This is a genomic window from Roseateles sp. GW821-FHT03B02 (assembly GCF_059421025.1).
Genome location: NZ_JBWKUV010000003.1, coordinates 448,105 through 460,902 on the forward strand (window position 1 = coordinate 448,105; position 12,798 = coordinate 460,902).

Annotated in this window: 11 protein-coding genes; 4 read left to right on the plus strand and 7 right to left on the minus strand. The window is 69.0% G+C overall.

Annotated features, from left to right (window positions below; translation table 11 throughout):
* Position 1: 1 nt before the first annotated feature.
* Both AC07VX_RS11880 and thiL read right to left on the minus strand, forming a co-directional pair.
* Positions 2 to 541 carry a phosphatidylglycerophosphatase A family protein gene (locus AC07VX_RS11880; protein ID WP_493164937.1) on the minus strand — a complete coding sequence of 180 codons (540 nt, stop codon included), beginning with the start codon at positions 539 to 541 and terminating at the stop codon, positions 2 to 4.
* Complete coding sequence (thiL, locus tag AC07VX_RS11885; RefSeq protein ID WP_493164938.1) at positions 538 to 1,488, minus strand: thiamine-phosphate kinase; 951 nt, start codon at positions 1,486 to 1,488, stop codon at positions 538 to 540. Before thiL ends, AC07VX_RS11880 begins: the two co-directional genes overlap by 4 nt.
* Positions 1,489 to 1,577: 89 nt before the next feature.
* Between thiL and AC07VX_RS11890 the strand changes: the two genes are divergently transcribed.
* The 3 genes from AC07VX_RS11890 to AC07VX_RS11900 all read left to right on the plus strand — a co-directional run bounded on the left by AC07VX_RS11890 (position 1,578) and on the right by AC07VX_RS11900 (position 4,977).
* Entirely contained in the window at positions 1,578 to 3,875 is a 2,298-nt protein-coding gene (locus AC07VX_RS11890; protein WP_493164939.1) for an NADP-dependent malic enzyme, read from the plus strand.
* A 305-nt stretch (positions 3,876 to 4,180) separates the two neighbouring features.
* On the plus strand, positions 4,181 to 4,534 hold the full coding sequence (locus AC07VX_RS11895; protein WP_493165027.1) for a guanyl-specific ribonuclease: 354 nt from the start codon (positions 4,181 to 4,183) through the stop codon (positions 4,532 to 4,534).
* A gap of 47 nt (positions 4,535 to 4,581) precedes the next feature.
* Positions 4,582 to 4,977 (plus strand): barstar family protein, encoded by a 396-nt coding sequence (locus AC07VX_RS11900; protein ID WP_056873061.1) that lies wholly within the window; start codon positions 4,582 to 4,584, stop codon positions 4,975 to 4,977.
* A 216-nt stretch (positions 4,978 to 5,193) separates the two neighbouring features.
* Here the strand turns inward: AC07VX_RS11900 and rsmA are convergent, their stop codons facing one another.
* From rsmA to AC07VX_RS11915, 3 genes are read right to left on the minus strand one after another with little or no spacing between them, the layout of a single operon-like run.
* The gene (gene rsmA / locus AC07VX_RS11905; RefSeq protein ID WP_493164940.1) at positions 5,194 to 5,979 is read right to left on the minus strand and encodes a 16S rRNA (adenine(1518)-N(6)/adenine(1519)-N(6))-dimethyltransferase RsmA; all 786 of its coding nucleotides are present in this window, start codon (positions 5,977 to 5,979) and stop codon (positions 5,194 to 5,196) included.
* On the minus strand, positions 5,967 to 7,277 hold the full coding sequence (locus AC07VX_RS11910; RefSeq protein ID WP_493164941.1) for a peptidylprolyl isomerase: 1,311 nt from the start codon (positions 7,275 to 7,277) through the stop codon (positions 5,967 to 5,969). Before AC07VX_RS11910 ends, rsmA begins: the two co-directional genes overlap by 13 nt.
* Positions 7,274 to 9,718: an LPS-assembly protein LptD gene (locus tag AC07VX_RS11915; protein WP_495122010.1), complete on the minus strand. Its 2,445-nt coding sequence runs from the start codon at positions 9,716 to 9,718 to the stop codon at positions 7,274 to 7,276. Before AC07VX_RS11915 ends, AC07VX_RS11910 begins: the two co-directional genes overlap by 4 nt.
* Before the next feature lie 15 nt (positions 9,719 to 9,733).
* Between AC07VX_RS11915 and AC07VX_RS11920 the strand changes: the two genes are divergently transcribed.
* Positions 9,734 to 10,285, plus strand: a complete 552-nt coding sequence (locus tag AC07VX_RS11920) for a hypothetical protein (protein WP_493164943.1) — start codon at positions 9,734 to 9,736, stop codon at positions 10,283 to 10,285.
* Here AC07VX_RS11920 and AC07VX_RS11925 read toward each other — a convergent pair whose 3' ends face one another.
* Positions 10,286 to 11,233, minus strand: a complete 948-nt coding sequence (locus AC07VX_RS11925; protein WP_493164944.1) for a LysR family transcriptional regulator — start codon at positions 11,231 to 11,233, stop codon at positions 10,286 to 10,288.
* Positions 11,234 to 11,237: 4 nt separating this feature from the next.
* Positions 11,238 to 12,713 carry a M20 family metallopeptidase gene (locus AC07VX_RS11930; RefSeq protein ID WP_493164945.1) on the minus strand — a complete coding sequence of 492 codons (1,476 nt, stop codon included), beginning with the start codon at positions 12,711 to 12,713 and terminating at the stop codon, positions 11,238 to 11,240.
* Positions 12,714 to 12,798 lie beyond the last annotated feature (85 nt).

The following is a 12,798-nucleotide window of genomic DNA, read 5'->3' on the forward strand; positions in this document are numbered from 1 at the left end:
ATCACCCCAGCGTGAAGCGGTAGAGCGCGATGACGGCAAGCGTACAGCCGGCGGCCACGAAGTCGTCGAACAGGATTCCGAAGCCCTGGGCCCAGCCTATTTCGTAAGTTCCCGCGGCACCGCGCTCGGCCTTGAAGAGCCGGTCCGCCCAGCCCACCGGGCCGGGCTTGGCCGCATCGAAGAAGCGGAACAGGCCGAAGGCGATGAGCTGGCCCAGCCAGCCGGCCGGTCCGATCAGCCACAGGATGAGCCAGAAGGCCAGCACCTCGTCCCAGACGACGGCGCCCGGGTCGGGCGTGTTCAGGTGCCGGGCCGTGACCGTGCAGGCCCACCAGCCCACGAGGGTGCCGCCACCGATGAGCGCGGCCCAGGCCACGTCGCCCATCCAGGGCGCGATGACGGCGAAGACCAGCCAGGCCCACAGCGTGCCAACGGTGCCGGGCGCCTTAGGCGCGAGGCCGCTGCCGAAGCCCAGCGCGATCCAGCGCGCGGGGTGGCGCAGCATGAAGGCCGGGGTCGGTCGGATGGGGGCTGAGCTCATGACTTGAAATGATCGAAGGAGCGCAGGCCATGCTCGACCGCGGCGCCACGCGCGTCGACGACACGCAGGCCCGGCTCGGCTTCGATGCGGCCGATGCGCGTCAGCGCCACGCCCAGGTCCGGCAGGCGGGCGCCGGGGGGCGCGGTGAAGACGAGTTCGTAGTCGTCGCCACCGGCCAGCAGGCATTCGCGCTGCAGGGCCTGCGGCTGTTCGGCCAGCACGGCGCTGCGCGGCAGGGCGTCGACGTCGAGGCGGGCACCGACGCCGGAGGCGGCGAGGATGTGGCCCAGGTCGCCGAGCAGGCCGTCGGAGATGTCCAGCGCCGCCGTCGCGGTGCCGCGCAGCGCCTGGCCGAGAGCCAGCCTTGGTGTTGGCAGCTCCATGGCGGCGCGCACGCGGTCGAAGCCGTCGCCGGACAGCGAAACGTTGCCGCGGAAGATTTCCAGCGCCAGCCGCGCATCACCCAGCGCGCCCGACACCCAGACCTCGTCGCCCACCCGCGCACCGCTGCGCAGCAGGACCTGCCCGGCCGGCGCCTCGCCGAAGACGGTGATGCAGAGGTTGAGCGGCCCCTGCGTCGTGTCGCCGCCCACCAGCGGGCAGCCGCTGGCGTCGGCCAGGGCCAACAGGCCGCGCGAAAAACCGGCCAGCCAGGCTTCGTCAACGCGCGGCAGGGCCAGGGCCAATGTGAAGCCTCGTGGCGTGGCGCCGCAGGCGGCCAGGTCGCTGAGGTTGACGGCCAGGGCCTTGTGGCCCAGGCGCGCCGGGTCCACCGTGGACAGGAAATGCCGCCCCTCGACCAGCATGTCGCTGGAGACCAGCCAGCGTGCGCCCGGCGTGGGCACGAGCACGGCGCAGTCGTCGCCCACGCCCACCTCGACACCGGCTGCTGAATACTCGTGCACAGGGCGCTGGAAGAAGCGCCGGATCAGATCGAACTCGCCCATGCCGCGATTAGACCCTGTGGACATCCACAGCGACCCCGGCCGGCTGCGGTGGCATGATTCCAGCCCCCGTCGGAATCCTGATTCTTGCCATGCCCAGCTCAGAAGAAAAACGCGCCCAGCTCCGCCAGGCCGCCCTCGAATATCACGAGTTCCCGACGCCCGGCAAGGTCGCCATCGCGGCCACCAAGCAGCTGATCAACCAGCGGGACCTGGCGCTGGCCTACTCGCCCGGCGTGGCCGCGGCTTGTGAAGAGATCGTGGCCGATCCGGCCAACGCCTTCCGCTACACCTCGCGCGGCAATCTCGTCGCCGTGGTCTCCAACGGCACGGCCGTGCTGGGCCTGGGCAACATCGGCCCGCTGGCGTCCAAGCCGGTCATGGAAGGCAAGGGCGTGCTGTTCAAGAAGTTTGCCGGCATCGACGTCTTCGACCTCGAAGTGGCCGAGAACGACCTGGACAAGCTCGTGGACTGCATCGCCGCGCTGGAGCCCACCTTCGGCGGCATCAACCTCGAAGACATCAAGGCGCCGGACTGCTTCTACGTCGAGCGCAAACTGCGCGAGCGCATGAAGATCCCCGTCTTCCACGACGACCAGCACGGCACGGCCATCGTGGTGGGCGCGGCCTTCCTGAACGGCCTGAAGGTCGTGGGCAAGGACATCAAGCAGGTCAAGCTCGTCACCTCCGGCGCGGGCGCGGCGGCGCTGGCCTGCATCTCGCTGCTGGTGAAGCTGGGCCTGCCCAGGGAAAACATCTGGGTGACCGACCTGGCCGGCGTCGTTTACGAGGGCCGCACGGAGCTGATGGACCCGGACAAGGCCGAGTACGCGCAGAAGACCGATCTGCGCTCGCTGCGCGACGTGATCAAGGGCGCCGACGTGTTCCTGGGCCTGTCCGCCGGCGGCGTGCTGAAGGCCGACATGGTGGCCACCATGGCTGCCAGGCCGCTGATCTTCGCGCTGGCCAACCCGACGCCAGAGATCCTGCCGGAGGAAGTCCAGGCCGTGCGCAGCGACGCCATCATGGCCACGGGCCGCACGGACTATCCCAACCAGGTCAACAACGTCCTGTGCTTCCCCTACATCTTCCGCGGCGCGCTGGACTCGGGCGCCACGACCATCAACGTCGAGATGGAGATCGCGGCCGTGCAGGCCATCGCCGAGCTGGCGCAGGCCGAGCAGAGCGAGGTGGTCGCCGCAGCCTACGTGGGCGCCACGCTGTCCTTCGGCCCGGAATACCTCATCCCCAAGCCCTTCGATCCGCGGCTGATGATGCGCATTGCCCCGGCCGTGGCCAAGGCGGCCGCCGACTCCGGCGTCGCGGCGCGCCCGATCCAGGACTGGGACGCCTACCGCGAGAAGCTGCAGAGCTTCGTCTACGCCTCGGGCAACACCATGAAGCCCATCTTCACCGCCGCCAAGCGCGCGCCCAACAAGCGCGTCGCCTACGCCGAGGGTGAGGAGGAGCGCGTGCTGCGCGCCGCCCAGGTCGTCGTGGACGAGGGCCTGGCCCGGCCGACGCTGGTGGGCCGCCCGGCGGTCATCGCCGAGCGCGCCGAGCGCTTCGGCCTGCGCCTGCAGCAGGGGCGCGACTACGACGTCGTCAACGTCGAGCACGATGAGCGCTACCGCGACTATTGGCAGACCTATCTGCGCATGACCGAGCGCAAAGGCGTCACCCAGCAGCTCGCCAAGATCGAGATGCGCCGCCGCCTGACCCTCATCAGCACCATGCTGCTGCACAAGGGCGAGGTCGACGGCATGCTCTGCGGCACCTGGGGCACCACCGCCACGCATCTGCAGTACATCGACCAGGTCATCGGAAAGCGCGCAGGCGTGAAGACCTATGCCTGCATGAACGGGCTGATCCTGCCCGGCCGCCAGGTCATGCTGGTGGACACCCACGTCAACTACGACCCGACCGCCGAAGAACTGGCCGAGATCACCATCCTGGCCGCCCAGGAGATGTGCCGCTTCGGCCTGACCCCGAAGGCCGCGCTGCTGTCGCACAGCAACTTCGGCACCAGCGACAAGCCCTCCGCCGTGAAGATGCGCGACACGCTGGCGCTGATCCAGCAGCTCGCGCCCTGGCTGGAGGTCGACGGCGAGATGCACGGCGACACGGCCCTGGACGCACCCTACCGCAAGCAGCTGATGCCCCACAGCCCGCTGACTGGCGAGGCCAACCTGCTGGTGCTGCCCAACATCGATGCTGCCAACATCTCCTACAACCTGCTCAAGACGGCGGCCGGCGGCGGCATCGCCATCGGCCCCGTGCTGCTCGGCGCGGCCAAGCCAGTGCATGTGCTGACGCCGTCGGCCACCGTGCGCCGCATCGTCAACATGACGGCGCTGACCGTCGCCGACGCCAACGCCGCGCGCGGCTGAACCGGCTCGTGGTTCCACGGGGGAACAGGGCAAAAGCGCCCGGACTCCCCCAATTGACAGAAGTTTTCACACCGAAAACTCGGTCATGCAACCGTCATGATCCAAGTCAAAACAAGTACTTAGCGGCGTGTGAGCACGGGCTCACATGCTGCAATTCCAGGCATCGGCGTCGGGGTCCGGCTTGAGCTTTGGTGGCCGCTTCGGTACCATTATGGTTTTCGAAGCAGGGTAAACCCGTGTTTTTGCTCTCGTGGCTGGCGCGCTCAGGCGCCTCGGCGGCACTGTCCGCCCTGCTGCTTGCCGGCTTGGCCGGCGGCGCGCAAGCCAAGGAAGCCCCGCCCACCGCAACGCCCGCTCTGGCTGAAATTTCGCTGAGCGAGCTGCCCGCCCAGGCTCAGGAAACGCACCGGCTCATTTTTGCCGGCGGCCCGTTTCCCTATGCCAAGGATGGCGTGGTGTTCGGCAATCGTGAGCGCCTGCTGCCCCGCAAGGCTCGCGGCTTCTACCGCGAATACACGGTCAAGACCCCTGGCGCTCGTACGCGAGGCGCCCGCCGCATCATCTGCGGCGGCACGCCCCCGACGGCGCCCGAGGTCTGTTTTTACACCGACGATCACTATGCCAGCTTCAAGCGCATCCGCGCCCAGGCTGCACGGTGAGCGTCCCAGGTTTCGCAGTTTTGTGACTTGAAAGGAGGAACGCGACCATGCTTTTGCAGACCGTCCGTCCCAATATCGTGCAGGCCATACGGGCCTACCGGGTCGAGGACTTGATGCAGGCCGCCCAAGAAGCGGGCCAGCATTTCCTGTACGCCAACCTGTCGGAGGCGCAGTCCAAGCAGGACGTGCTCGACGGCATCGCGCAGGCGTTCCTCTTCCCTGCTCACTTCGGCAAGAACCTGGACGCCCTGCATGACTGCATGACCGACCTCGTCCACAAGGCCGGCAGCCAGCCGGGCTTTGTCGTGGTGCTGGAGCAGTTGCCCGACAACGTGCGCTTCGACCGCGAGGCCCGCGAGCAGTTGCTCGACGTCTTCCGCGACACGGCAGACTACTGGGCCGACAGGAAGATCCCCTTCCGGTGTTTCTATTCTTTTCAGTAGCCCGCTCCCAAGAAAACGGGTCATGGGAGCGGGCTGCTGAGGTGGCCCCGGTGATTGAGAAGCCCGCGCCGAAAAGCGCGAAGTCGACGATTGGCAACCCCAACTTCGGCATGAACATGCCGATGATGTGCAGTGCCTTCGATACCTCGATGTGGCTCAACGCCGCTTGAGCATTTCGACCCTTCGATGAACAACGGGACCCGCGGGTCCCGTTTTCTATTTCTGGACTTCCAGCGCCAGTGCGACGAACTCGTCGACCGGCACCTCCTCGGCCCGTCGCTGCAGGTCGAAGTGGCCTGTGTAGCCCCGCTCGGCCAGCCAGTGGCCCAGGCTGTGGCGCAGCAGCTTGCGACGCTGCGAGAAGGCGCTGGCGACGAGTTCGCCCAGCAGCTTGGGGTCGACGGCCGGCGGGTGCTTGAGCGGCTGCATGCGCACGATGGCCGAGTCCACGCGCGGCGGCGGGTCGAAGGCCTCGGGCGGCACGTCCAGCACCGACTCGATGTCGTAGCGCCACTGCAGCATCACGCTGAGCCGCCCGTAATCCTTGCCGCCCGGGCCGGCGGCCATGCGGTCGACGACTTCCTTCTGCAGCATGAAGTGCTGGTCCACCACGTCGTCCACCGCCTCAAGTAGATGGAAGAGGATAGGCGTGGAGATGTTGTAGGGCAGATTGCCGACGACGCGCAGCTTGGCGCCCTTGGCGGCGGCCAGGGCCTTGAAATCGACCTTGAGCACATCGCTCTCGATGACCTCGACGTCGTCGCGCTTGCGCAGCCGCGCGGCCAGGTCGCGGTCCAGCTCGATGACGGTCAGCGGCACCGAACCCTTGGGAATGCGCTCCAACAGCGGCAGCGTCATCGCGCCCAGGCCAGGGCCGATCTCGACCAGGGTCTCGCCCGGTTGCGGGTCAATGAGGTCGACGATGGCGTCGATCAGCACCTTGTCGGTCAGGAAATGCTGACCGAAGCGCTTGCGCGGGATGTGGGAACTCAGTCGAGCCATTCACGCACTTCGACGAAAGCCTTGGTGCGGAGATCCTTGACCCACTCCTGGTAGGCCTCGTCGTACTTCTGCTCGCGCAGCGCGCCGCGGGCCTGGTCGCGCAGCTGCTTCATCTCGACCTCGACGGTGCGGCGCTCCAGCACCTGGATCAGGTGCACGCCAAAGCGCGACACGACCGGGCCGGAGATGCCCTTCAGTGCCAGCGCGTTCATCGCCTCCTCGAACTCGGGCACGAAGCCGCCCGCGCCCATCCAGCCCAGGTCGCCGCCCTCGGGGGCGCTACCGTCCTCGGAGTTGGCCTTGGCCAGATCCTCGAACCTGGCCTGGCCGGTCTCGATCTGGCGCTTCATCTCCGCCAGGCGCCGTGCGGCGACTTCGGCCGTCAGCTGGGCCGAGGGTCGGAGCAGGATGTGGCGGGCATGAGTCTGGATGCTCTGGGTCAGCGAGGCGCCGCCCTGGCGCTCGACGACCTTGAGGATGTGGAAGCCCGCGCCGCTGCGCAGCATCTCGGGCGCCACCTCGCCGCTCTTCAGGCCCTTGACGGCATTGACGAAGACATCGGGAAGCTTGTCGGCCGGGCGCAGGCCGATCTCGCCGCCACGGGCCTTGTTGCCGTCCTCGGACACCTCGCGGGCGACCTTGGCGAAATCCTCGCCGCCCTTGATGCGGGCCAGCGCCGCTTCGGCCCGGGCACGCTTCTCGGCCACGACGCTCTCGGCGGCGCCCTCGGGCACGGGCACCAGCACCTGGGCCAGGTTGACCATGCCGCCACTGGCGAGGTCGGCGCGCTTCTTGTCCAGGTAGGCGTCGATCTCGGCGTCGGTCACCTTGATGCGCCCCTGCACCTCGCGTTCGCGCACGCGCTCGGTCATCATCTGGTCGCGCAGGTTCTCGCGGAAGCTCTTGTAGTCGGTGCCGTCCTGCTTGAGGCGCTCACGCAGCTGCTCCATCGTCAGCTTGTTCTGCGCCGCCACGTTGGCGACGACACGATCCAGCTCGGCCTCGTCGATCTTCTGGCCGTTCTCGCGGGCGTAGGTGACGAGCACACGGTCCTCGATCAGCGCCTCCAGCGCCTGCTTGCGCAGGCCCGTCGTCTCGGGCATGACCTCGCCGCGCTGGCGGGCCTCCTGGCGCAGCCGCTCGGTACGCTGGACGACCTCGCTGGCGGCCACCACGTCCTGGTTGACGACGGCGGCGATGTAGTCCCCCGGCTGCAGCGTGGGTGTCTGGGCCGAGGCCTGGAAGGCGGCCAGGGCCAGCGTCACGGCAAGGATGGAGGGGGCTAGGCGATGGATCATGGTTGGAAATCTGAACTCGGCGAGCGGTCGGAGCTCAGCCTTCGGTAACCGGGCACATTGTCCTTCAAGACCTTGAGGGCGTTGGAACCCAGCTGCGACAGGCCGACCAGCTCCAGCTGCAGCATCAGCCGCGTGTTGGTTTCGGCCCGGCCGGTGGACAGGCGCTCGATACCCCAGCGCAGCACCCAGCAGCCGGCGTCGTATTCGAAGCCCATGACCGAGTCGGTCAGGCGGCGGTCGCGCAGCGAGTACTGCACGCGCCCGGCGCTGTACCAGGCGCCGCCGCAAGCCTTGCTGTCGGCACCGCGCGAGGTGACGGGCGTGCCGTAGATGGGCCACTGCCAGGCCAGCTCGACCTGCTCGCTCTGCGCCCGCGCCAGCCGGTAGGCGACGCTGACCGTCTTGAACGGCCCGGGCGAGTAGCGCGCGCGCAGCACCGAGCGCACCGAGCGGTTGGTTTCGGGGTTGAACTCCATCGTGCCGTCGGCCCACCACTTCTCGTCCAGGTGGGCGGCGGCGGCCAGCAGCAGGTCGGAGAAGCGCTGCGTGACGGGCTGGCCGTCCGGCGTGATCTTCTGGTCGCGGAACAGGAAGCGCTGCACGGCGCCCAGGCGCAGGATCTCCTCGCCCGAGTTCGCGCCCACCCAGCGGCTGGTGGCGCCAACGCTCAGGGCATGCAGGTCCGACACCCGGTCCACACCCGAGAAGGGGTTGTCGGTGTAAATGGAGTCGAAGTTGAAGTCCTTGGGCGCCGAGTCGAAATTGGGCAGGTTGGCCTGGTCGCGGAAGGGCGTGTTCACGTAGAACAGGCGCGGCTCCAGGCTCTGCCGGTAGTCGCGGCCGAACAGCGTGGTGTCGCGCTCGAACACCCAGCCATGGTCGATGCTCAGCGTCGGGATGACGCGGCCCATGTGGCGGCGACCATCGGCCTGGGCCTGGTCCAGGTCGTAGGCCGCGGCGTTGAACGAGGCCCGCGGGATGAACCACCAGGCCTCGCCCCCCAGCGGCGCGGCCACATGGCCCAGCGCATGCAGGCGCTGGCCGCCGCGGGCCTGGGCCGCCAGCGCCGAGCCGGGCAGGTCGAAGCGGTTGTATTCCAGCTCCAGCCCCCCCTCCAGCCGCGCCTTGCGGCCCCAGGGGCGGAAGCTGTCCAGCACGGCCTCGTCGGCCGCCGTCGTGACGCGCACGCCGATCTGCGGGCTGCGCTGGTAGGGTGTGTCGAACCGGGCCAGGGCGTCCGTACCCTGCAGCGTCTGCCAGCGCTGCACGCGGGCATAGGTGTCGATGACGCCCCAGGACAGCTCGCGCTGGCGGTTCAGCGTGAAGTCGCTGGCCAGCAGGCGCGGCGTCTGGCTCTCGACGCGGCGCGACATGTCCTTCCAGTAGTCGTCGTCCGAGACGCGCTCGCTCTTGAGCCGGTAGCGCCAGTCGCCGAACACCTGGCCGTCGTTGTTCAGCTTCAGGCTCCAGCGCGAGCGGCCGAAGACGCGGTCGCCGGGCAGCAGGTCGACGTTGATGCGGCCGGCGTGGCCCGGCTCCAGGTAGCGGAACTCGCTGTCCAGGCCCACGCCGCGCTTGGTCATGATGAAGGGCGTGAAGGTGGCGTCGCGCTGCGGGGCGATGTTCCAGTAGTAGGGCACGCCGGTTTCCAGGCCGCCGCGGTTGTCCAGGAAGATGTTGGGCGGCAGCCAGCCCGACTTGCGCTCGGCGCTGAGCGGGAAGCTCAAAGACGGCGCAGCCAGGATGGGCACGCCCAGGAAGCGCAGCACGGCGCCATCGGCCTGGCCCTCGTTGGCGGCCAGGTCCATGCGCAGCTGCCGGGCCGTGATCTGCCAGGCCGGCTCCTGGTTCTCCACCACGGGGCAGCTGCTGTAGCTGCCGTCCGTCGCGCTCATGTGCTCGCTGTCCTGGAACTTCAGCACCTTGGCCTTGCCGGCGCCGCCGGTGGCGGCGAGGAAGAAGCTGGGCGTCAGGAACTCGCCCTCGAAGCGGCTCACGTACATCTGCAGCAACGGGCCGGTGAAGACGTTGCCGTTGTGGTTGATGCGGACGTTGCCCTCGGCCCGGGCCAGGTCGTCGGTGACGCGGTAGTTGAGCTGGTCGGTGTTCAGCACCAGCTCGCCGTAGCGCAGCTCGACGCCTTGCGTGCCCTCGGCCTGCTGGTCCATCTGGGCCGACAGCTTGCCGGCCGAGATGACCAGCGCCGGCTTGGCGCCGGCCGCCTTGGACGGCGCGGCCAGCACGCGGCTGCCGCGCAGGGGCAGCACGGTGTCGGCAGGGGCCTGCTGAGCCGCGGCCTGCCCCCAGGCGCACAAGGCCAGAGCGATCAGGGTGGGCAGCGGGGCGGCTTGGGGGAGGCGGAACGGGCGCGGCACGGGCAGGGAAGGCTCGGAGTCGGTGAGGATGCCGGGGCCGGCGGTTCTTAGAATTTGATTATCCACGAGGGCTTTCACCCGATGACGCTGCCAACCTCCGCCCTGATCCAGGAACTGATCGCCCACCCCGACGACGCTGACCGCCTGGTACGCGCAGCCTGCGCCGAACTGTGCGCCCACCCCGTCCCGCCATCGCCCCCCGACGCGCAGGCCCTGCGCGCCGGCCTGGCACGCATCGCCGACAACGGCCTGGACACCGTGCTGCAGCGCCTGCTCGACGATGCGCGCCAGGGCGCCGTGACGGACGGCATCGCCGCGCTGCTGCGACCGCCCGAACTGGCCTGGGAGGAGCATCAGGAAATCGATTGGGCCGTGCGCCACTGGCAGGCCTGCCGCGCCGCCGGCCAGCTGGACGAAGAACTGGCGGCCGATTTCGGCGAGTACTGGCGCCAGCTGGAGTGGAGCGCGCTGCGCCAGCACCTCGCGCTGCTGAGCCAGGGCCATGCAGAAGAGCGCCGCCTGCTGGCCCACATCGTCAAGACGGCCAGCCGCTACGTCGCCTTCGGGCCGCTGAAGCGGGCCATGGAGGCCCGCTTCCCCGAGTTCTTCGAGCTGGGCTTCAGCCTCAGGTAGTCAGGGACAGGTCGCGCAGCCAGCGGCCACCAGCCAGGGGTCGCGGTCCTCGCCGCCGAAGACCTGCAGCAGGAAGTCGAGAAAGGCGCGGGTGCGGGCCGGCACGTACTTTCGCGTCGGCATGCCGGCCCACAGGGTCGTGCCGAAGAGGCGCCACTGCGGCATGACCCGCTCCAGCGCCTGTTCCAACAGCGCATCCTCCACCATGAAGCTGGGCAGCCCCGCCACGCCCAGGCCGTGCAGGGCGGCGGCGTAGTTGGTGTCCATGTGCGTCGTGGAGAGTGCGGCGCGCGAGGGCACGATGGGCAGCGTGATCTCCTCCGAGCCGTCGCCGCGCTGCAGCGTCAGGCCGCGCATCAGCGCCGGTGTGGGCGGCAGCAGCGCGTCGTGCAGCCTGAGGTCGTGCGGATGCTGAGGCCGGCCGCGCTGGTCGAGGTACTCCGGCGAGGCGCACATGATGAATTCACTGCGCGCCAGCCGGCGCGCGATGAAGTCGCCGTCCACCAGCTCGCGGGACAGGAAGATGGTCAGGTCATAGCCGTCATCCACCGTCTCGACCGGGCCGGGCGAGGTGATCTCCAGCGTCACCAGCGGGTACTCGCGGTGGAACTTGGGCAGGTGCTTGGCGAGCTGATGCACGGCGATGGCCGGCGGGCACAGCACGCGCAGCAGGCCGCGCACCTCCTGCGTGGCCGAGGCCGCCAGCGCCGCGGCCTCGTCGACGTCGGCCAGGATGCGCCGCGCCCGCTCCAGGTAGGCGTCGCCGATCTCGGTGAGGGCCAGGCGGCGCGTCGTGCGGTTCAGCAGCCGGGTGCCGAGGTGATCCTCCAGCTCGGCGATGAGCCGGGTGACAACGGCAGGCGCCAGGTCCAGCGCCCGCGCCGCGGCGGCGAAGCTGCCCTCGTCGATGACGCGGACAAAGACCTTGATCGCGCGGAGCTGGTCCATCCGATCAGGGGTGAGCGGCCATGACCTGCGCCACGGCGGCGGTCAAGCGCTTGCCGTACGGCACATGCAGGAACTCGTTTGGGCCGTGGGCATTGCTCTTTGGCCCCAGCACGCCGCAGACCATCATCTGCGCGGCCGGGAAGCCCTTCTGCAGCATGCTCATCAGCGGGATCGTGCCGCCCTGGCCGATGTAGCCCACCGGCGCGCCGAAATGCGCCTGGCTGGCGTCGTTGAGCGCCTGGCTGAGCCAGGGCGACAGCTCGGGCGTGTTCCAGCCGGTGGCACCGTAGGCGCCGGCGCGGCCGTCGGGCACGAAGGTGACCTTGGCGTTGTAGGGCGCGTTGTCCTCCAGCAGCTTCTTGAGCTCCAGCGCGGCGGCGTTGCCGTCGATCAGCGGCGGCAGGCGCAGGCTCAGCTTGAAGGCGGTGTAGGGCCGCAGCACATTGCCGGCGTTCTTCAGCTCGGGGAAGCCGTCGGCGCCGACGACCGACAGCGTCGGCCGCCAGGTGCGGTTGAGCAGCACCTCGACCGGGTCGGTCGTGACCGGCAGCACCGGGCCGCCGTCCGCGCCGCAGGCCCAGGGCATGCGCTTGTAGACCTCGTCCTTCAGGATGGCTGCCGTCGCCTGCGCCTGCTCCAGGCGCGCGCCCGGGATCTCGCAGTGGAAGCTCTCCGGCAGCAGGCGGCCGGTCTTGCTGTCCTCCAGGCGGTCCAGCACCTGGCGCAGGATGCGGAAGCTCGACGGCACGCAGCCCGAGGCGTCGCCGCTGTGGATGCCTTCGGTCAGCACCTCGACCTTCAGCACGCCCGACACCATGCCGCGCAGCGAGGTGGTCAGCCAGAGCTGCTCGTAGTTGCCGGCGCCGGAGTCCAGGCAGACGACGAGCGAGACATTGCCCAGCCGGGGCTTGAGCAGGTCGATGTAGGCCGGCAGGTCGAAGGAGCCGGACTCCTCGCAGGTCTCGATGATGCCGACGCAGCGCGGGCGCGGGATGCCCTGCTGGTCCAGCGCCATGATGGCCGTGAGGGACGCGTAGACCGCATAGCCATCGTCAGCGCCGCCACGGCCGTAGAGCAGGCCGTTCTCGTACTTGGGTGTCCAGGGGCCGAGGTCGCTGCGCCAGCCGCTGAACTCGGGCTGCTTGTCCAGGTGGCCGTAGAGCACGATGGTGTCTTCGCTGCCCGACTTGGTGGCCGGCACCTCGAAGAAGATGACCGGCGTGCGGCCCGGGATGCGCACCACCTCGAGCTTGAGCCCGGCAACCTTCTTGCTCTCCACCCAGGCGGCGGCCTGCGTGAGCACCTTCTCGAGGTGGCCGTTGGCCGCCCAGTCGGCGTCGAACATCGGGCTCTTGGCGGGAATGGCGATGTAGTCGGTCAGCGCGGGGACGATCTCCTCGTCCCAGACGCGTGCGGCAAAGCTGCCCAGCGCAGTGGCTTCGTCAGCCTGCAGGGGCAGTTGGGGGTCTCGTGCGTTCATGGCGGTCTCCTGTGCGCTTGTGGCGCATCCGGAGAGTTTAGGACGCTCCGGAAAACTACCGGCGCCTCGTGTCATGCCCAGCGCT

Bases quoted from the DNA above. Each gene is read 5' to 3' on its own strand.
- rsmA (WP_493164940.1), bottom strand. From the start codon at position 5,979: ATGGCTCGACTGAGTTCCCACATCCCGCGCAAGCGCTTCGGTCAGCAT.
- AC07VX_RS11900 (WP_056873061.1), top strand. From the start codon at position 4,582: ATGCTTTTGCAGACCGTCCGTCCCAATATCGTGCAGGCCATACGGGCC.
- AC07VX_RS11880 (WP_493164937.1), bottom strand. From the start codon at position 541: ATGAGCTCAGCCCCCATCCGACCGACCCCGGCCTTCATGCTGCGCCAC.
- AC07VX_RS11890 (WP_493164939.1), top strand. From the start codon at position 1,578: ATGCCCAGCTCAGAAGAAAAACGCGCCCAGCTCCGCCAGGCCGCCCTC.
- AC07VX_RS11930 (WP_493164945.1), bottom strand. From the start codon at position 12,713: ATGAACGCACGAGACCCCCAACTGCCCCTGCAGGCTGACGAAGCCACT.
- thiL (WP_493164938.1), bottom strand. From the start codon at position 1,488: ATGGGCGAGTTCGATCTGATCCGGCGCTTCTTCCAGCGCCCTGTGCAC.
- AC07VX_RS11925 (WP_493164944.1), bottom strand. From the start codon at position 11,233: ATGGACCAGCTCCGCGCGATCAAGGTCTTTGTCCGCGTCATCGACGAG.
- AC07VX_RS11920 (WP_493164943.1), top strand. From the start codon at position 9,734: ATGACGCTGCCAACCTCCGCCCTGATCCAGGAACTGATCGCCCACCCC.
- AC07VX_RS11910 (WP_493164941.1), bottom strand. From the start codon at position 7,277: ATGATCCATCGCCTAGCCCCCTCCATCCTTGCCGTGACGCTGGCCCTG.